Source organism: Yersinia sp. SCPM-O-B-9106 (C-191) (assembly GCF_026183365.1).
Lineage (GTDB): Bacteria > Pseudomonadota > Gammaproteobacteria > Enterobacterales > Enterobacteriaceae > Yersinia > Yersinia rochesterensis.
This window is the reverse complement of record NZ_CP110791.1, coordinates 1150307-1170168: the sequence shown is the minus strand read 5'-3', so window position 1 is coordinate 1170168 and position 19862 is coordinate 1150307. Positions and strand designations below refer to the sequence as shown.

The window sequence follows — 19862 nt, the reverse complement described above, 5'->3', positions numbered from 1 at the left end:
CAGTTTGTTAGAACCACAAAGTTGTTTGTCAAAAACACAATATTACTCTACACCGACAGTCAGGCGGGCTACGCGATTAGCTTTAATGTACTTGCTCAAATCTACTGGATTACCCTGATACATAATCGTCAATGCACTCGGTGCACCAATGGTCAGTTTATAGGGCGATTTTCCTGATAGATTGAGGGTCGCGCCTCCTTTTTGGATACCGCTAAATAATGTCTTTCCGCTCGCATCAACTACCTGTAACCAGCAGTCAGCGGTGAAATTCATGACCAATGAGCCGACAGATGAGGCAGCACCCGTTACCCCAGCATCTGCTGTAGGTAATGGTGATTGTGCGGTAGGGACATCAGGCATAGGTGCCTGACTGGGTGAAACGACCGCAGGCTCCGCTGAGGCCGTTCCTTGGGGATCAATTGTGGCAACACGGTTATTCACCGTATCTGCCGGTGCTGCACTGTTCGTCGCTGGTGCAGTACCGTTTTCTATTGGAGTAGATGGTTGGCTATTTGCGACCGGAGCTTGAGTCTCTGCTGAGGTCGCAGGTTCGCTATTATCATCAGTGAGCGGCACAGATTGACCGTCATTTTGCGACAACTGAGCAGAGGATTGATCAGCCATACTGACTATTTCTGCTTGCTGCGCCTGATGATTTTGCCACCACCATGCTCCCGTTAGGCCGAGCACAACCAACACAATAAGCCAGGTGAAACTCATCAACCAGCCATCACGTTTTTTATGCTTTTTACCCAATGAGAAACTTTGCATCGGAGCCACTTTTTCCGCTCTGATCGGTGCTTGTTTTTCCAACATTGGTAATAGTTCATCTTCAGGAAGGTGAACCAGTTTAGCGTAAGAACGAATGTAACCACGGTGGAATGTTGAGGCGAGATTAGCTTGTGCTTTATCCTCCTCAATATCACGGATTGTGGATACTTTCAGACACAGACGTTCTGCAACCATCTGCTGAGTTAGCCCTAGTGCTTCACGGGCTTGACGCAGGCGCACACCTGTCGTCTCTGGAACAGTTTGATCTTGGGAGGCTTCAGTATTCATTAGCTAGAAAATGCTGGTACTGTTTGGATTGTGGAAAACTTCGCGCAAGCTGCTTGCCATAGCGTTGAACACTATCTTGACGGCCTGCTAGCGCGGCGAAACGAATTTGTAACCATAAACTTTCAGCACTGGCTGGAAGGATATGTTGATAAACATCCAGTAATAATTGCGCCTGAGCGCGATTCCCTTCTCCAAAATGCCTTTCAGCTTCTGTGAGCAACGGCTCACCTTTATCCGGATCATACTTCAATGCCCGGCTCAACAATACCCGAGCCTGGTCATTTTGATTCGCCCGTAAAAAGCAATATCCCGCGTTTTCCAGACTATCTGCAACCTGACCGTAATCAGGCGACAGCACCGCTGCGCTAAACTGTTGTTGGGCCGGTACATACTGCCCTAAACTACACAGAAACGCACCGTAATTATTCAGTACAGTGCCATTTCCCGGTGCCAGTTTCATTGCTTGTTGATAACGCTGCTCTGCGGCGCTGTTTTCACCGATGCGTTGCTCATAAAAAGCCATACCTAATTGAGCACGATAATCCTGTGGATCTGCCGCTACAGCCTTCTCAAGGTTCTGCCGCGCAGCATTAAGATCACCTTGCGCCAGATACTCTAAACCCAGTTGCAAACGAGTCTGCCCTGCGGCGGATTGGCTCACTTTTTCCGGCGATGAACCAGAACAGCCTGCCACCAATGCGCCCGCTATCAGGCAAACTCTCCACAGTTTTATCAGCTTCATGCTTTCTCAATTATCCTTATATGTGAAGATACCCGTCATCTTTCAAATTGCTAATGTGTTAGCGGCTCTCATGATGCGGCCCATCCATGGAGTTCACGTCTACCTGACCACTGCAATTTTAAACTCTCTGGGTATAGAGCGCTCAACGAATTATAAGTTGAATAACAAATAGTTATACACAAACAATTAGCATTATGAATCAGACTGTTTTAATGGCGATAGGTTCACCCGCCATTTTCTTTTTCAAAGTGCGCTTAGTACGGTCAATGACTTCACCGGCCAATTGACCACATGCCGCATCGATATCATCACCACGCGTCTTACGAACTATTGTCGTAAACCCGTATTCCATCAATACCTTAGAGAAACGATCCACCCGGCTGTTCGAGCTACGGCCATAAGGTGCCCCTGGGAACGGGTTCCATGGGATCAAGTTAATCTTACACGGCGTATCTTTCAAACATTCAGCTAGTTGATGAGCTTGCTCGGTGCTGTCATTGATGTGATCCAGCATAACGTATTCAACCGTAACCCGCCCACCATTGGCATTCGATTTCGCTAAATAGCGGCGAACGGCGGCCAGAAAAGTTTCAATATTGTATTTACGGTTGATAGGCACAATTTCATCACGGATATCGTCTGTAGGGGCATGCAGCGAGATGGCCAAAGCCACATCAATCATATCACCCAATTTATCCAGCGCCGGAACCACACCGGAAGTGGATAATGTCACTCGACGTTTGGATAAACCGAAACCAAAATCGTCCATCATGATATCCATGGCCGGTACCACGTTATTCAGGTTCAATAAGGGTTCGCCCATCCCCATCATCACCACGTTAGTAATAGGGCGGTTACCGGTTGCCTTTACTGCACCAATAATCTTGGCCGCACGCCATACCTGGCCGATGATTTCAGACACCCGCAAGTTACGGTTAAAACCTTGCTGTGCCGTTGAGCAGAATTTACATTCTAAAGCACAACCCACCTGTGATGACACGCACAAGGTCGCGCGGTCCCCTTCAGGGATGTACACCGTCTCGACTTGCTGATCGCCAACTTTGATGGCCCATTTAATGGTGCCGTCGGTTGAGCGCTGTTCTTCCGCCACTTCAGGTGCGCGGATTTCGGCCACGCGCTGTAACTTGGCGCGCAGCACTTTATTAATGTCGGTCATTTGCTCGAAATCGTCGTAGCAATAGTGATACATCCACTTCATGACCTGGTCGGCACGGAAAGGCTTCTCGCCCATCTCGGCAAAAAACTCGCGCATTTGCTGACGATTTAAATCCAGCAGATTGATTTTGCTGGTGGCTGATGCTGCGGTGGCAACCGCGTTGTCAGGCTGAGGGGCAGCATCAATTGGCGTTGATGCAGTTAATAATTGTTCAGACATGAGTTGTCGTGGCCTCGTTATTACACTTTACGGCGCTGCGCTTTAAACCGGGTACGGCTTTCGAAACGGCGATGAATAAATAGATGAATAAATAATAGAACGCCCCAGCGGAGTTGTCTCCACCGGGGCGCGGCATTGTACGAATTTTAAAGCAGGGATTCCATGATTGGAAAGGCGCACAAGCAACTTTATTGTTTCAGTTGATTAAATAGCAGCCATTTCTACATCGAATCAATTAATTAGCTGCGAGGAAAAATTTCATTCGCAGCAAAGAAATAAGCAATTTCCCGCTGAGCTGATTCAACCGCATCAGAACCGTGTACGGCATTAGCAGTGAAACTATCAGCAAAATCAGCACGCAGAGTACCCGCCAGCGCGTTATCCGGGTTAGTTGCGCCCATAATATCACGGTGGCGCTGAACGGCATTTTCACCTTCCAAAACCTGAACCATGATTGGGCCAGAGGTCATAAACTCAACCAAGCCATCGAAGAATGGGCGGCCTTTATGTTCAGCGTAAAAACCTTCCGCTTGTTCTTTGGTCAGGTGCAGCATTTTTGCAGCAATGATTTTGAAACCAGCACTTTCAAAACGCGCATAGATGGCACCGATGTCATTATTGGCAACAGCATTGGGTTTGATAATGGAGAAAGTACGTTCTAAAGCCATGATAACCTCTATTGGATTTTTAATATTAACCGGACTCGGAACACGCCCCGATAAGTATCATAAATAAACACTTAAACTTGGCTGGTGGACAGTTCCTTTACGACAAAGTTATGCCGTCCTTTGTACAGTGGCCGCCGATTATATGTGCGCGCCTCACACTTGCCTACGGGAATTACAACATTTCATTAAAAAAATTTTATCTTAATTGCTCATTTTTATGCACAACTCACATTTTAGATACAAACCTGTTTTATCACTGCCCCCTATTAAAAGGCAACTCCCTGGCAGCACAGGTGAATTTGGGGTCAGAGCTCATCAATAAACTTAAATCCCACTTTCTTTTTGACAATGGCCGAAGGCTTACTGATAACGTCGGATACTAGCGCTCGTTTGCCTTTTTTACTCAAGTGCTCAGCCAAAGCCCGGATCGCTGCAGTTCCTGCTCCTCTTATTGTGCCTTCTGCCTCTGGGTGTAATACATAATCAGGATGAGTCAGTGAACCCGCAATCCCAACATCAAACTCATTGATATCAATAGCCATTGTGATGCTAATTATCTGCCCGGACAGGCGGGCAACCACATAGATATAGTCATCACTGCTGGTTCGCAACCAACTTTGAGCAACATCACTAACGATGCGCGCAGCTTCAATAATTCTATCATCAGTTGCGACCGCATCATTAATGTCGACTACCTCACCAATATTGCTACCAGCACCAGTTACAGCTTTATCATCCCGACTAACCTGATCATTCCCATGTTCATCGGATGCAGGTTCCGCTTGAGACCGTTGCTTAGCATGGCGATACGCCCCTCGCCATTCATTAATCACTGGAATGACATTTTGCCGAGCAACCAGTGTGTCATCCGTCGTTCCACTAATTACCTCGATATCAAAATTTAATTCAGAATCTTCTACCCAATCTCCCCCCCGGCGTATACGAGGTGGGGTCACGATAAATTGAAAGTTTTGCAGCGCTAATTCATAACGTCCTAACGGTAGCTCCTGTACTAGCACCGGTGAATGGGCGCTATTATCAGCATCATGGTGGCGCAAATAATCGGCATAAGTGAGTTGTGAAAAATCAAACGCCGTTTTGATGTGTAAAAAGTCCGCCGCATTTTCAGCGAGATGTGCCTGAACACTTTCAATCAAACGCGTTTCAACTGGGCTATTCGGCTGTGCATGGCCCATATCCCCTTCTTTAATTATGCGTTCAATCACCCGACCAAAATTTTCAGCATTCCAATGGTCAACACTATCACCAAACAGCGAAGTGAAATCAGTCAAAATACTTAATGTCCAATCAACACAATGCGAGGTAATATCACGCCGATAACGTAGATTAGGCAGTAATTGTTCTTTCATCGGCACCTTGCAGGCCAACGCAGTCGCTGGCATGGTTAATGCGTTACCCCACATATCGACATTAATATGTGTTAATTCCGCCTCAACTTTAAAAGAAGAACCTGTAATCTTCGTTGCAAACTCAACAGTATTATTAATATTTATTTTCGGTAAAGGTTTAGCGGAACCGGATAGTTGTAAAATCTTATTATTATCACTAGCAAAAAAGGCAGAGGTATCTTTTATAAATCTGTCGACTTGATTACATTTACCCTGGACTGCATAGTTATAAATATTAATAATGGGTATAACCCAGCAGGCTGCGGTTCCGATAAAACTTCGTTCCTGTCGAGGTAATGCTTTCTCTGCTGTTAGGACGATTTTATTAATAATCAGAGGTTTGGTTTCATATTCGTTTTCATTTCTAACCACTAATTTTATATTAGAAGATTCAAGATTAAACAAAGACCCGACTAAAGGAGATATATATATTGCTTTACTCTCAATAGACTCAATAAACTGAATTTCAGAATATCCGCCATTAAAACGCAATAGAAATGACAGTGTGTCACTATTCTCATTTAATTCAAATATATAACTATTCTCTTGGTGGTGTTTATGAGTCAATAGTATCACTCGCCCCATAACCCTGATAATTCCATCATCAAAAAGATTAATGGAATAATCATCGTCCCCACTAAGACTAAAACTAATCAACACCTCTTTATATTTAATCCTATCATCTAACCAATATTTTCCAAATTCACGCCCAAAAGGAATGGAAAATGTATCTTTCACAATACAATATTGGTCACAAATAAAGTATTCTTGTTGAGAGACTTTTATGCTGGTTATGCTTTTATTCATACCAATTTTTTCTAAATCACCAACAGAAACATCATTTGTTATTACATAATATCTCCCAGTGTAATTATCATCTTCATAAATAGTCACTTGAGTATCCGGTGGTAGCTGTATAGAACTTATATTATCATTAAATATATTGACGACACGATATTTACGGTCGGCAGGGTCACTGTCATGATAAAGATCTAAATTTTCATTACCGGACAGACAAAACGAATCACCAGCAAACGCATCAAGTTCATAAAAACATGCGGCGCTTCTGACCTTAAAAGAACTGATCTCATCATTTAAATTTGCCCAACGTAGGGAGGATAATGAATCTACATTATTTTTCAATGTTAATGTTCTGCCAGAAAAGTTGATATTTTTAAAAACAGAAACCACTAACCCATGAGGAACAGAAATTGATGATATACTATCATTCCACTTAAGAGGTAATTCATTAATAGCATTCCCCTCTGTAGTACAAAGAGATTCCCCCTGATAATTTTCATCAATGAAAAAACAAACTTTTGGCTTACTAGATAACACCTCAAAACTTAACATTGAAACCAATGATAACAATATAAATAAAAGCATCGTCTTTATCATATTCGCTCCAATACTTTATTTATTATAATTAATTTCACTTAATTAAAGTGAGGATTTTAAAGAATTAAGCATGAGAAAGTTTATAACTTAAAGATAATCATATGAGAATGGCTTCAAACATATTACATAAAAATAAAGAAATTCATTAATATAATTTTTATCACAAGCGTATTATTTTCGTGAAATAGATTATTATTTAAAGGAATAGTACTAATCCAACTTAAATACCAAATTACTGACCTGCCCACTCTCATCCAATACATTAAGTTGATAGCGGCCCGGTGTTGTAAATGTTTGTACCCACGACTGATTATTCTCAGTCACCGCCACCTGCTCCCCATTGAGGAACCACCATCTTTGTCCACGCCCGCCTTGTGCTTCTAAGCGGAGGTCGAGACGATTTTGGCCCGGCAAGCGCTTCACAACCGCACCATCACGTATGCCTAAAACCAACAATGGTGCCGCCTCAATATCACCTTGTGGTGGGCATTCACTGCTGGCTGCGGGGAGTCTTTGGCTACGGCGCTCTGCCAGCGGTAGCCAAGGCTCAAGCGGTAACGGCCAAAGCGTTAATTGTGCGGGCTTAGCACCAGGGCAATCTGCTGCAACTCGTTTGCCCTGAGGATTTAACCACACACTGAGTTGGCTGCCCTGCATATTTTCCTGGCCGGGTGCTGCCAAGGTTGGGGGCAAAGTGCCGTCAAGAATCCAGCTTTGCCGCCGCTGTCGGCAGTTACTATCCCCCGCAGCAAGCGGTTGCCCACCCGGCCAGCAAATTTCTTCGCGGCTAACAGAAGATGGGCGGGGATCAAGAGGCAACTGGCGGCCATTTTGCTGTAATCCCGTCATCAGTAAGTTATTGACCTGATTAAGAATAGGAATGGCAGTGGCATAACCAAACTGCCCGGCGACCGGTGTACCATCTGGCCGACCAACCCACACGCCAATGGTATAACGCGCGTTAATACCTATCGCCCAAGCATCACGATAACCATAGCTGGTGCCGGTTTTCCATGCCAGCGGCACAGTGGCCGGTAAAATATCATCCGGTAATGGCCGGGCTTCCCCCGCCATGATTCGCCGAGTAATCCATGCTGCGCCTGGCGAAAATAACCGCCGCTCCTGCACCTGCTGTTGGGGTTCGAACCGCAAGCTGGCCGCCATTCCGCCGCGCGCAAAAGCACTGTATGCCGCAACCAACTGATCCAGCCGTGACCCCGTTCCTCCCAGAATCACCGCCAAACTGGGTTCACTGTGCAGTGGAAAACGTAAGTTCAAACCGCCATTACGCAAATTAGCCGTAAAACGTTTAGGGCCATAAGCTTCCAATAATTGCACCGCCGGTAGATTTAATGAGCGCACCAATGCCTCACTGGCACTGACCGGGCCGTGGAATCCAGTATCAAAATTGCCGGGGCGATAATCACCAAAGCGGCGCGGCACATCTTGCAGCAATGACTCCGCATGGATCAGGCCATCATCCAAGGCCATCGCGTAGAGAAATGGCTTCAATGTTGACCCCGGCGAGCGCCAGGCGCTGACCATATCCACATGGCCGAAGCGGCGGTCGTCTTGAAAATCGACCGAGCCGAGGTAAGCACGCACTTTCATGCTGCTGTGCTCCACCACCAGCAATCCCAATGAGGTTTTCTCGGGAAGTTGATGACGCCAACCTGCGGCCATATCTTCCAATTGCCGCTGTAACCCGGCATCCACTGTGGTTTGAATCACTTCCCGCTGATTGCCCGTCGTCAAGCGCCGAGCCAATAATGGCGCTAATTGCGGCACCTGACGCGGAGCCAGCCAAATATCTTCTTGTTTTATATCAGCCACTTGCTTCGCCGGCCACACCTGGTAATCCGCCAGTCTACTTAGCACTTTATCGCGTGCAGCTTTAGCCCGCAGCGGATAGCGATCCGGGCGCAAACGGCTCGGTGCTTGCGGCAACGCGGCCAATAATGCCGCTTCTGCGGGAGTTAATTCAGAGGGCGGTTTGCCCAGATATGTCCAACTGGCCGCGCCAATCCCTTGCAGTGTGCCGCCGAAAGGGGCGCGATTAAGGTAAATTTCGAGAATTTGGTCTTTAGAAAAGTGCCATTCCAACTGAAACGTTCGCCAGACTTGGCGCAGTTTACCGGCTAACGTGCGGGGATGTGGGTCGATTAAGCGGGCAACTTGCATAGATAGCGTGCTGCCACCGGAAAGAATCTTACCCGCCCGCAAATCCTGCCAGGCGGCGCGGGCCAGCGCCAATGGGTTCACACCAGGATGAGCATAAAACCAGCGGTCTTCAAAGGTCAGCAGCGCTTGCAGATAATAAGGAGAAACCTGTGGCAGTGCCACCGGATAGCGCCACACCCCGTCAGCATCGGCAAAGCGCCATAGCGGCGTGCCATCTTCGGCGGTCACCACTCGCGCTATCTGTACTTCGGTCAGCGGAAGCGGCCAGCGTTTATCTGCCAGCCACAATAGGGCCGGAAACAGCACAACAATGAGCGCCAACAGCCAAACTTTACGGCGATGACGGGAAAAACCTGTTTTTAGCATCAAGACTATTTCGCTCCCCTTTTACCGGTACCGCAAAAGGGGAGTAAGTGTTTACTTCACTATTTCGAGCTGCGACACCGTGCTACCCAGTGCTCGCCAGTCCGGAACATACATAGATTCCACCTGTGGCGCAGGCACTTGATAGACTCCCGGTGTTACCGCGCGCGCCAGGTATAGCAAGGTGGTGTGGCGGTATCCATCGACATTGACTGCGGCAACATAGCGGTCATCGCGGAATTCCTGATGCTTGATATCCGACTGCTGCATATCTTGCATCAACTCCGTCACACTGCTGGCGCTCTCCCCCAGACTGGCGCTGCTGTCGCCCAAGTTTTGGTTTTCCAATTCCAAACCGGCGGGCAGTAAATCGACCACCAGCGCATCTGGCACTCGTTTATCGGCCCAGACATCTAAATGCACCAAAACTAACTCGCCACTTTTCAACTGTGATAAGCGCAGCGGCTGGCCATCAAGCCCAATATAACTGCGGGTGATATGTAAATTATTGCTAAATGGCGCAGGCGTTTGCTGCGGGTATCCCACGATATCCACACGGCTATACAAAGCAACATCGCCACGGTTTTGTAATTGCATTCCGCTCGCCAGCTGTTGCGCCGACCAGTTTTGGTTCAATGCCGTGCTTTGCGTCAATGTTGCTACCTGTTCGATCGGCTCAACCTGTGGAGCTATCGCCACCTGCCACGGCGTTTCTGCCCCACTCATCAATGTGCGGCCCGCAAGGAATACCGCATTGCTCTCCTGCGTGGACAGATAGTTGCGGCTGGTCAATGCATCAGACAGTGCCAACAGCCGGGTATCACGCGCTTCCGGCAGTAAATTGTTATCAGTTAACAGGGCTAAAATCAGCGCATCATCGCGCAGTGAACTGCCGTAATCTTCCAGCCAATAATCTTTATCACTGCGGCTGGTGTTCAGCCCTTGGGTAATGGCCTCTTTAGCTCGTGGCATATCCCCCATCAATTTCAGCGCCACGCCCAGTTGCACCAACGGCAAACCGGAGTGCGCATCATTGCTGCGGCTATACAATTGGCGCAAAGCCCCCAATGAAGCTTGCTGCTGCTGGGCTAATACCAAGCCCGCGTAGGCCTGCACCGCAAAACGGGTATGTTTAGTTTGTTCGCTGTAGCGAATTTCAATTTGGCTCGGGTCTTGTAAATAGCGCTGCAAACGATTATTCGCCGCAGTGAGCGCCGCTACTGGCACACTGTACCCTTGCTGGCTGGCGCGATAGAGGAAATCAGTGGCATAAGCCGTCAGCCAAAATTCTTCTGGGCTATTATTGCTCCATAAGCCGAAACCGCCGTTATAGCGCTGCATACTGAGCAAATGCTCGATACCGACATCAATGCTTTTGCGCCGTTTTTCATCACTGTCGGCCTTGATACCCAGCGCCGTCAATTGAGCATAATTACTGTATAAAGAGGGATATAGCCCACTGACTGTTTGTTCCAGACAGCCATAAGGGTAAGCATATAACTCGCTGATATAACGCGCTAAATTGAGAGGCGGTCGGCTGCTTATCAGCAATTTCCCTTGCAAGGTTTCAGCAGCCAGCCCTGCGGTAGCTTCTGCGGGTAAACTCCAGCTATCACCACTGTGCAACACATTGGCGAAATGGCGAGTCTGAGCCGGATACGCGGGCCGCACTCCAATTTTCCAATGATGCTGGTAATCCGGCAGCTTTTCATTCGGTAAAACCATCCCCGTGATGGTCAGGCCGATATCACCCTGCCCAAAGCCATTCAAGGCCCGCACCGGGATCAGCACCGTTTTGCGCTCGCCATTGGCCAGCGAGATAGCTTGGTTTTGTGCGCCATTGAGTGCCAGTAAATCGCTGGCGGCCCATTGAAGTGACAAAGTTTGAGGTTGGCCCGATAAATTGCTCAAATCCAAGGCCAGTTGGGTACTATCCCCTCCGGCCAGGAAACGCGGGGTGGCGAGTTGGGCGATCAATGGGGCCGCGACCACCACTTTAGCTTCCGCTTTACCGAAATCTTCTTCGCTCCAAGCTTGTGCCATCAAGCGCAGCTCACCGTTAAAGTCAGGGATAGCCAGTTCAATGGTGCCCTCACCCTGTGCGTTTAATGTCACCGGCTGGGCTTGTTGCGCCACAATAGTGACTTCCGTAATGGGCTTTTTACCACCACGGGAAAGCGCATCTTCGTCATCCCCATCCCCACCAAAACGCAGACTCGCCAACCGCCCCTGCCCTTCAATTAATTGCCCATAAACATCATATTGATCAGCACTGTAGCGTTTGCGACCAAAGAAAGCGTCATAGGGATCTGGCGTGGCGTAATCCGTGATATTGAGAATCCCGCTGTCAACCGCCGACAACAATACTTGCACTTTTTCGGGTAACGGCGCACCGGTGCGGCTAGCTTTCACCTTGACCGTCAAGGTCTGATTCGGGCGAATTCGCTCCGGTGATTCCAGCTCGAGCGCCAGTTTGCGGGTTTCATCCACCAGCGGCAGATGCAGCAAACCAATGGCGCGTTTGGGCGTTGCTTGCTGTGACTTATCACCAGGGCGAATTACTGTCGCGCTAAGATATAAATCATGACGATTCCATGCTTTGTTAATCGGCACTTCAACCTCAGTGCCCCCCGCCGGAATGGTCACCTCCTGCCACCACAATGGGCCGTCACTGGACTCCACCAGCAAATAGCCATTACCGGCAGCCGGGGCTTCAATGTGTAATTTTACTTTTTCGCCCGGGCGATAAGCCGGTTTATCCAGTGTCAGTTTGACTTGATCGGGCCGAACCGCGCCACTGCCGCCGGTATTATCCTGCCAGCTATACCCCGCCCAGAAACGGGAGCTACTGACTAATTCATTATCTGGATTACTCACCTCAATCCGATATGCGCCCCACTCCACCGGGAAGCTGACCTTGGCGCTGCCGTCGGCAGGAATATTCACCGACTGCTCTGCCAATGTCAGATCTTTTTTGTCATACAATGACTGCCAGCCATCACTTTCTGACCACTGCCAATAGTAATCGCGGCGCTCACGCACCAGTTTGACTTTCAAACCATTGACCGCCAGTTTTTCACCCTCGGCATTGGCATAGACAATGTCGAAATCAGCGGTGGTGTCTTGATCAACCATGGCCTGCGATTTATAGCTGTCACTGCGGTAATCATAAACTTGCTGCTTGTTAAACAACGGGCGAATCCCAACCAGCGCATCGGCTGGCCACAATGCTTGCTCAGCGCGTCGTGTGACCGGCCGCCCGCCGGATTCCAGCAAACTGGCCTGTAAAATCAGTTTCAGCGGCGATTGCGCATTCTGCCAACTGTTATCGACTTCGATGTCAGTTTGGCCATCACTGTCGAGTGTGGTATCAAACTCATCCAAGGTGCGCGAGAGATTTTCTTCAATAACTGAACCGAATTCAAAACCGGGTAATGATGCCACCGCTTCCCGCAATGGGCGCAGGAATAACTGCCCTTGCAACCGGTTACCGGATGCTGGAGCGCCATAAAGATAGCGGCCAGTGATGGCAAAGCTCGCTTCGCTGTCGGTGGCAATGGGTTCTTGACTCGTGGCAATCTCTAATGCCATGCGTTCTGGCAGAAAATCTTCGACTTTAAATTTATACAGGCGCGGCTGGTTATCGCCCAGATTCATGCGCAGTGACCATTCACCGGTGGGGCCGCCTTCCGGAATGGCGTATTGATATTGATACAAACCGGCTTGCGGCTGCCAAACAAAGCTGCGCACCACTTGGTTATCGGGCTTGAGAATATCCACTTTAACCGGCTGGGTGGTCAGGGGTTTACCATCAGCGTCACGCAGTAACCCATTGACAATTAACGTTTCTCCGGGGCGATAAAGGTCTCGCGGGCCAAAAACAAAAAATTGCTTTTGGAAACCTTCCGGCCCGGCGATATCAAACTCGGCCAGATCCAGCGCCGGTGTATTGAAATCAATCAAGCTGATTTGGCCGTTTTGCGAAGCCAGCAGCAATTTCGCCTTAGCATTCTTTTCCAACTGCGCATGGCCCTGACCGTCAGTTTCAACCTGTGCCAGCACTTGGCCTTTTTCATCCAGCAATTGCAGCTGCACCCCTTTCAAGGCCGCCCCGCCAGCTAATGCTTGGGTAAAGACATCCATCCGGTCATGGTAGCTGTGCAGCGAAACACCAATATCACTAAGCGTAAATAAGGTGGCCGCATTGGTGTAGCTGTAACGCCCGGCTTGTTGCATCACCGCCAAATAAACACCGGATTCTTGCAGCGGCTTGATTTCGGCTAATGGAAGCATCAGTTTTTCGCGGGTATTGGCGGTAGGATTGAGGTCAAAACGGCCGGTATAGACTAGATCGGCCATTTTCAACAATTCGTCCGATTCCCAATTCGACAGCGCGCTGCGGTACTGCCAGTTCGCCAGGAAATTAGCCAGGCTGCTTTGCTTAATGCGGAAAAAGTTAACATCAATGCTATCAACATTGAGCGCCATCACCGGCAAGCCCTGTGCCAATTTACCCGGTAATAAAGAACCTTTACTGGCAAACCCGACACTCGGCTTGATATCGCGGGTGGTTATTTGCTGCTGTTGTTGTTTACCCAGCTCAGTACCGCCGATCCCTTTCAAGGCACTGTCGACGGTCAGTAGCAATTTACGTTCAGGTTTAAGATGGCGTAACCGCAGCTCCATCAGATTGTCGGACAGCTCCCAAGCCCCGTCGATTTTGCCGCTAACAGTATCAACCAAATGCACCAGAGAGGAGAAATCTTGCTTGGGATCCAATGGCTGCGAGAAAGTCAGCACCATGGCACTGGCACCATCGAGTTGTAACTCAGAGGCATCCAGTAAGGTTAGTGGCTGACCCGCATGCTGTTTTGTCAGCTCCGCCAACTTATTTACATCGTCTATTTTGCTCACCGCAACTTTGGCTGCCGGTTCACTGGTCTGTGTCGTGACCGGGGTAGATGGAGCGGCAACATCCTTATTTTTACTCTCATCATCACAGCCCGCCAATAACAGCACGGCACTGACCAAGAGTGCCATTTGACGCCCTTTTATTTTCGACATTAACCGATGCAAACCCTTGTGATTCATATCTCTCTCCCTGGTTGATGGCAAGATTATAGCATTCACCGGAAAGGGAATATAGACAGATAAACCGACCATTTCTATATAGAGAATATTCTCATCTTTTATCGAATTAGTTTTAGATAAATAGAATAAAACAAAAAAAAACACACAAAAATCATATTTAATATTTTTTTAATAAAAAATTAAATTAATGAACCCATAAAATAACCAATTACAGAATGCAATATTTTATACAACAAAAACAATGAATTAAAACGATAAACCCAAATAGAAATAAAACAAAATATAAAATAAATATAAAAAACCAATTTTTATTTTTTAATAAGTAGGCATGGCAACCTCATGCCATTATATTTCACCCAACACCTTCCCGTTATTAAAAATCTTTATTCCATGTCTATAAAAATTAATCTTTAAATAGGAACCTATAAAACCATGAGTCATCACAACACTCTGAATACGCGTTTATTACCTTTATCTATCTTGATTTCTTCGCTGGTGTCAGGTGGGGCTGTAGCCGCATCAACACCAGCTGTCACTCTAAGTAAACTTCAGGATTATCTGAATCAAGGTGTAATGACCTCAGAACAAAAAGGAATGCTGGTAACCCAGTTAGCCGATAAAAAAATCAGATTAGATACGCAAGCAGTGGCTAAACAGGCGCAGGAAGCAGCAAAACAAGAAAACGTCAAAGCAACATCGGACAAACTCTCTCTCAGTGTTAAATCAAGCGTTCTTAAAGCCCTCGCTAAAAAAACTGAAACAGCAAAAACGAATGCTGAACTTGAGTTAACTAGACTTGATACAGAAAAAACGGCGGCGATTACAGCGGTAGACCCAACTTGGAATGCAAACACGCCAGATCTCGCAAAAGAGTTACAGGACTTGATTGATAACTCAGCGACTTCCCCTGCAGATAAAGCTAAAGCTAAAGTAGCCCAAGAGGCCATCGCAAAAGCAGCAGCTGCAGATCAGTTATTTCAAGATGCGACTACTGCACACACCACTGCCGAAAATTCCGCCCAGGATACAACCACTCAGTATCAAACTGCCCAGCAGCATAAAATTGACGCAATTGCTGCACTGGCAACCAAAACAACCGAAATGGATGCTGCAATAGCAGCAGTCGCTCAGTTAGATAAAGTGACGGATCCGACTATTGCTATGCCGGTATTTGAGCAAACTATTGCCCAAAGTGAGCAGCAAACCGTCGCGGCAAACACGCTTGCATTTGCCACTCAGGTGGCGGGTGGGACGCAAAATGTTGAAGACGGCGGCAAAGCCCTTGATAGCATTATTAGCGACGATGGCACCCTAAACCTGGCAACTGGCGCACTGGCGAATAACACGGTTATCACCAAAGGTATCATTAATAACAATGGCGGTACTGATCACGATTCGGTCATCAATGATGGCGGCACGTTGGTACTGACAGGGGCAAAGACACAAGATGCAAATGGCAAGGATGTCATAAACACCGCAGAGTCCCATGGCGCGAAAATCCTTAAAGGCGGTACAGCGACAGTTGGTGAATTTGCCGAAATTCATAACCTTAGCAGCACAGAAGGGACTGTTGAGCTAAATAACGGGGCCAAAGCTGATGGCACCAGCATTAAAGGTGGGACACTGACCATCGCCGCGGGCGCTAGCGCAGAAAATACTTCATTGACTAATGCCTCACTAGAGTTGGTCGATGGCGCAACGGCTAATAGCACTAAACTCGCTGAAGACGCAGTGTTTACTTTAAAGGCCAATGCTAAAACCAGCGGGACTGAGCTGCATGCTGACAATAGTGAATTTATCCTGGAGAAGGGTTCGTCAGCCTCCGCAACCTCTGTGACTAATGGCACGATGACCGTTAATGACGGTGCCAGTGCGAATGGAGTCAATGTCACTGATGAGGGTACTCTGATTCTCAAATCGGGTGCCGTAGTTAAAGGCGCTCAGATATTTGATAGAGCTGCCACATTTGCCCTCGAAAGCGGTGCCACAGCCTCTGACACTCAGTTGCATTTTGCCGAATTAGAGTTGGTAAAAGGTGCCACGGCGGATGACACCACACTGTTGGACGGTTCAACCTTTACGCTGCTCGAGGGCGCGGAAACAAAAAATACCTCTATTGGCAGTGATAGTAACTTTATTGCCAATACCAAGGCGACGGCGAATAACACGACAATAAATGGCGGTAAATTTAGACTGGAACAGGGTGCAATCGCTAACATCACCGCCCTTGATAGTGGCGAATTTATTGTTGATGGCACAGCCAATAACACCACGGTTAAAGGCGGCAAATTTGCGCTTAATCAAGGTGCAACGGCCAACACTACCACTTTGAATGACGGCGAATTTATTGTTGATGGCACAGCCAAAGACACCACAGTTAAAGGCGGCAAATTTGCGCTTAATCAAGGTGCGACGGCTAACATCACCGCCCTTGATAGTGGTGAATTTATTGTTGATGGCACAGCCAATAACACCACGGTTAAAGGCGGCAAATTTGCGCTTAATCAAGGTGCAACGGCCAACACTACCACTTTGAATGACGGCGAATTTATTGTTGATGGCACAGCCAATAACACCACGGTTAAAGGCGGCAAATTTGCGCTTAATCAAGGTGCAACGGCTAATATTACCACCTTGAATGACGGCGAATTTATTGTTGATGGCACAGCCAAAGACACCACAGTTAAAGGCGGCAAATTTGCGCTTAATCAAGGTGCAACAGCCAATATTACCACTTTGAATGACGGCGAATTCACCGTGAAAGCGGGTGCGAAAACCACTGCAACAACAGTCAATGGCGGCATATTTGATGTTCAAGCGGGTGCTGCTATCGAAGATACTGTGTTCAATGCAGTTGATTTCACACTAGTTGATAAGGCAACGGCTAATAACACCACAGTTAACGACAGCAAATTGACGATTAATGAAGGTGCCATTGCTAACAATACTAAAGTCAAAGGCGGTAAATTTGATCTGATGGCCCGAGCACAAGCGCATAAGCTGGTGGTTGAAAATGGCCACTCCCTGATTTCAGGTCATTTGATGGATGCGACATTCAATAACAGTACCGTCATTTTCGATAAAACCGCAGATATTAACGGCATTATTGATGCTAATAAAAACAGCTTCCTCAGTGTGCAGGGTGGCGCAACCACGCAAAATGCAGACCTGAATTTAGCCGGTAACATGCAGTTATTCGCCGTAGATGCCCCATTAACCGCAGTGCAATCTGCTTCCCGCGCTGCTTTTGCTGGCAATAATGGTAAACCAGCACAGTTTGCTTTTAAAAATGTCAGGCTGGCGGGTGGTAGTATTGATATGAGCAAATCTAATACTCAGCTAACCATGGCATCACTGGCAGGCCGAGGCCTCTTTAATTTAGGTTCAGCGCTGTTCTCTCAGTCAAGCGCGCCGCTAAAGGTTGCAGGCGATGCTGCAGGTACTTTTGATGTTCAGATCAATAACAGTGGTGTAGCCCCAGCGAATCTGAATGTCGTCGATGTAAAAGGGAAAAATACTGCCCACTTCGTTCTGGCCAATGGGCCGGTAGACTTGGGTAACTATAAGCACTCACTGGTCAGTGATGGCAAAGGCAGTTTCAAACTGGTCGCAGATAAAACAAAAGTGACGTCAAATACGGCGGGTATTTTGGCCGTCGCCAATACCATGCCAGTTATCTTTAACGCCGAATTAAGCTCAATTCACAATCGGTTAGATAAACAAAGCTCTGCGGCCAATGAAAGTGGTGTGTGGTTAACTTACCTGAATGACAGTTACGACGTGAAAGGTACCGCAACCAACTTCAATCAGAAGCTAAGTGGCGTAACTTTAGGTGGCGATAAAGCCATTGAGTTGGGTAATGCCGTATTCAGTGTGGGTAGCTTCGCCAGCCATACCAGCTCCAATATCAAATCTGATTACCAGAGCAGCGGCAGTGTGGAAAGCAACTCATTGGGCGCTTACGTGCAATATTTGGCTAACAGCGGCTATTACCTGAATGGTGTGTTCAAAACCAACCAGTTTAAACAGAACCTCAGTGTGGCGTCACAAGCTAATAACGCGACTGGAGCGGCTAACTTCTCCGGCATGGGGCTGGCAGTAAAAGCGGGTAAACATATCAATATTGATGCGATGTATGTTTCCCCTTATGTCGCCCTGAACACCTTTAGCTCGGGTAAAAGCCAATATAAATTGTCTAACGGAATGGAAGCGCAGAACCAAGGTTCACGTACGACAACCGGTACTCTGGGCATGAACACGGGTTATCGCTTTGTGTTGAATAGCGGCGCAGAAATTAAGCCTTATGCAATTTTCTCGGTAGACCATGACCTGATGGCAAGTAACAAGGTGATGATTAACAACGAGATGTTTGATAATAACCTGAAAGGGACTCGTGCTAACGTCGGTATGGGGATCAATGTAAACCTGACGTCTAACCTGTCTATCGGCTCAGAAGTTAAAGTGTCTAAAGGTAAAAACATTGCCACCCCAATGACTATTAATATGGGTGTTGCTTACACTTTCTAAATTACACAGTAATTTCTTCATGTAGCAATGATGATTATCTGTCATAAAAAGGGAGCCAAATTGGCTCCCTTTTCTCATTAATGGCTGGTCGAAGGAATAATATTCCTCAGCCAACTGCCCCATCTGCGCTGGTAAAATGCTTGGGTATGCGTCATCAGGTAATGGCTTACCCCCCGCTCTTTCTCATTCACCACGCAAAAATCTACCGGGCCATCATCCGGTGCATGGTCACTGGCAACATTACCGGCCTCTTGAATCAGTTGGTCAATCTCATCATCTGTGCCATCCACTTCCAGCCCAACCAATAAGTTAGGTTTATCATCCACGCTCTTATCATGCATCAGTGCCAAAAAAGCACGCCGCACTGGTTTACGCTGGCTAAACAGCTGGATCAGGGCATCCACCATTGCTGCGGGATATTCTTCCGGCTGCCCCAACAGAATTTGGCTCTCTTTATCCACCACCATTTCGGCTGATTGGGCTAAACCGCCATTTTCCAGCAGCATCGCCACTTCTTGTGGCCAAAACTCTTTACCATGCTCTGATTTTGGGTTCAAAAACAGATGCGCACCTTGGGTCATTTCAAATAACACCCGCACTGGCATGGCGATAAAAGGCTGTTTTACTGACAGTTTTTCACTATCAACCTGTTGATCTTCGGCGATATCCAGCGCTTGCTGGAGCACCTCTACCGAGGTAAAGAAGGGAATGACCGATTCACCATCCTGCTTTTCCCAATGCAGAATATTCACCCCATCGCCTGTTGTGAAGGCCATCTCACCCTCTTCATCGCCCTGCTCTGACCCGTCCACCAGCACCAAAACCGTGGCATCCAACAGTGTGCGAAAAAAAGCGGTGCGATGAATTGATTCCGTCGCCGCCAGTTTCAGCAAAGACTCCAGACTTTGGTCTTCATCATGATGGTGACTATCGTGGCTATCAGCAGCAGGGGGTTGTAGCAAACTCATGCTCTACTCCAGAAAAACATAAAATAGATCGAACAAAGGGACGCAAATGCGCCCCCGAGA

The 19862-nt window shown here is 47.6% G+C and carries 9 protein-coding genes; 1 reads left to right on the top strand and 8 read right to left on the bottom strand.

Annotated elements, in window-relative coordinates:
• Positions 1-42: 42 nt before the first annotated feature.
• The 7 genes from rodZ to OP863_RS05300 all read right to left on the bottom strand — a co-directional run bounded on the left by rodZ (position 43) and on the right by OP863_RS05300 (position 14307).
• Entirely contained in the window at positions 43-1059 is a 1017-nt protein-coding gene (gene rodZ / locus OP863_RS05330; protein ID WP_145587709.1) for a cytoskeleton protein RodZ, read from the bottom strand.
• A complete protein-coding gene (gene pilW / locus OP863_RS05325) occupies positions 1049-1801 on the bottom strand; it encodes a type IV pilus biogenesis/stability protein PilW (protein WP_265525959.1) in 753 nt (250 codons plus the stop codon). Before pilW ends, rodZ begins: the two co-directional genes overlap by 11 nt.
• Positions 1802-2000: 199 nt before the next feature.
• A complete protein-coding gene (locus OP863_RS05320; RefSeq protein WP_038635448.1) occupies positions 2001-3197 on the bottom strand; it encodes a bifunctional tRNA (adenosine(37)-C2)-methyltransferase TrmG/ribosomal RNA large subunit methyltransferase RlmN in 1197 nt (398 codons plus the stop codon).
• A 239-nt stretch (positions 3198-3436) separates the two neighbouring features.
• Positions 3437-3865, bottom strand: coding sequence for a nucleoside-diphosphate kinase (gene ndk / locus OP863_RS05315; protein ID WP_038635451.1), 429 nt, complete (start codon positions 3863-3865; stop codon positions 3437-3439).
• A 305-nt stretch (positions 3866-4170) separates the two neighbouring features.
• Positions 4171-6672 carry a peptidase inhibitor family I36 protein gene (locus tag OP863_RS05310; protein ID WP_265525958.1) on the bottom strand — a complete coding sequence of 834 codons (2502 nt, stop codon included), beginning with the start codon at positions 6670-6672 and terminating at the stop codon, positions 4171-4173.
• A 210-nt stretch (positions 6673-6882) separates the two neighbouring features.
• On the bottom strand, positions 6883-9219 hold the full coding sequence (pbpC, locus tag OP863_RS05305) for a peptidoglycan glycosyltransferase PbpC (protein ID WP_265526233.1): 2337 nt from the start codon (positions 9217-9219) through the stop codon (positions 6883-6885).
• Positions 9220-9270: 51 nt separating this feature from the next.
• A complete protein-coding gene (locus OP863_RS05300; RefSeq protein WP_265525957.1) occupies positions 9271-14307 on the bottom strand; it encodes an alpha-2-macroglobulin family protein in 5037 nt (1678 codons plus the stop codon).
• 432 nt (positions 14308-14739) lie between these two features.
• Here OP863_RS05300 and OP863_RS05295 point away from each other — a divergent pair, with 432 nt between their 5' ends.
• The gene (locus tag OP863_RS05295) at positions 14740-18834 is read left to right on the top strand and encodes an autotransporter outer membrane beta-barrel domain-containing protein (protein WP_265525956.1); all 4095 of its coding nucleotides are present in this window, start codon (positions 14740-14742) and stop codon (positions 18832-18834) included.
• Between the two features lie 77 nt (positions 18835-18911).
• Here OP863_RS05295 and sseB read toward each other — a convergent pair whose 3' ends face one another.
• Positions 18912-19802, bottom strand: coding sequence for an enhanced serine sensitivity protein SseB (gene sseB / locus OP863_RS05290; RefSeq protein WP_265525955.1), 891 nt, complete (start codon positions 19800-19802; stop codon positions 18912-18914).
• Positions 19803-19862: the final 60 nt, after the last annotated feature.

Bases quoted from the DNA above. Each gene is read 5' to 3' on its own strand.
- pbpC (WP_265526233.1), bottom strand. From the start codon at position 9,219: ATGCTAAAAACAGGTTTTTCCCGTCATCGCCGTAAAGTTTGGCTGTTG.
- OP863_RS05295 (WP_265525956.1), top strand. From the start codon at position 14,740: ATGAGTCATCACAACACTCTGAATACGCGTTTATTACCTTTATCTATC.
- OP863_RS05310 (WP_265525958.1), bottom strand. From the start codon at position 6,672: ATGATAAAGACGATGCTTTTATTTATATTGTTATCATTGGTTTCAATG.
- ndk (WP_038635451.1), bottom strand. From the start codon at position 3,865: ATGGCTTTAGAACGTACTTTCTCCATTATCAAACCCAATGCTGTTGCC.
- OP863_RS05300 (WP_265525957.1), bottom strand. From the start codon at position 14,307: ATGAATCACAAGGGTTTGCATCGGTTAATGTCGAAAATAAAAGGGCGT.
- rodZ (WP_145587709.1), bottom strand. From the start codon at position 1,059: ATGAATACTGAAGCCTCCCAAGATCAAACTGTTCCAGAGACGACAGGT.
- sseB (WP_265525955.1), bottom strand. From the start codon at position 19,802: ATGAGTTTGCTACAACCCCCTGCTGCTGATAGCCACGATAGTCACCAT.
- pilW (WP_265525959.1), bottom strand. From the start codon at position 1,801: ATGAAGCTGATAAAACTGTGGAGAGTTTGCCTGATAGCGGGCGCATTG.
- OP863_RS05320 (WP_038635448.1), bottom strand. From the start codon at position 3,197: ATGTCTGAACAATTATTAACTGCATCAACGCCAATTGATGCTGCCCCT.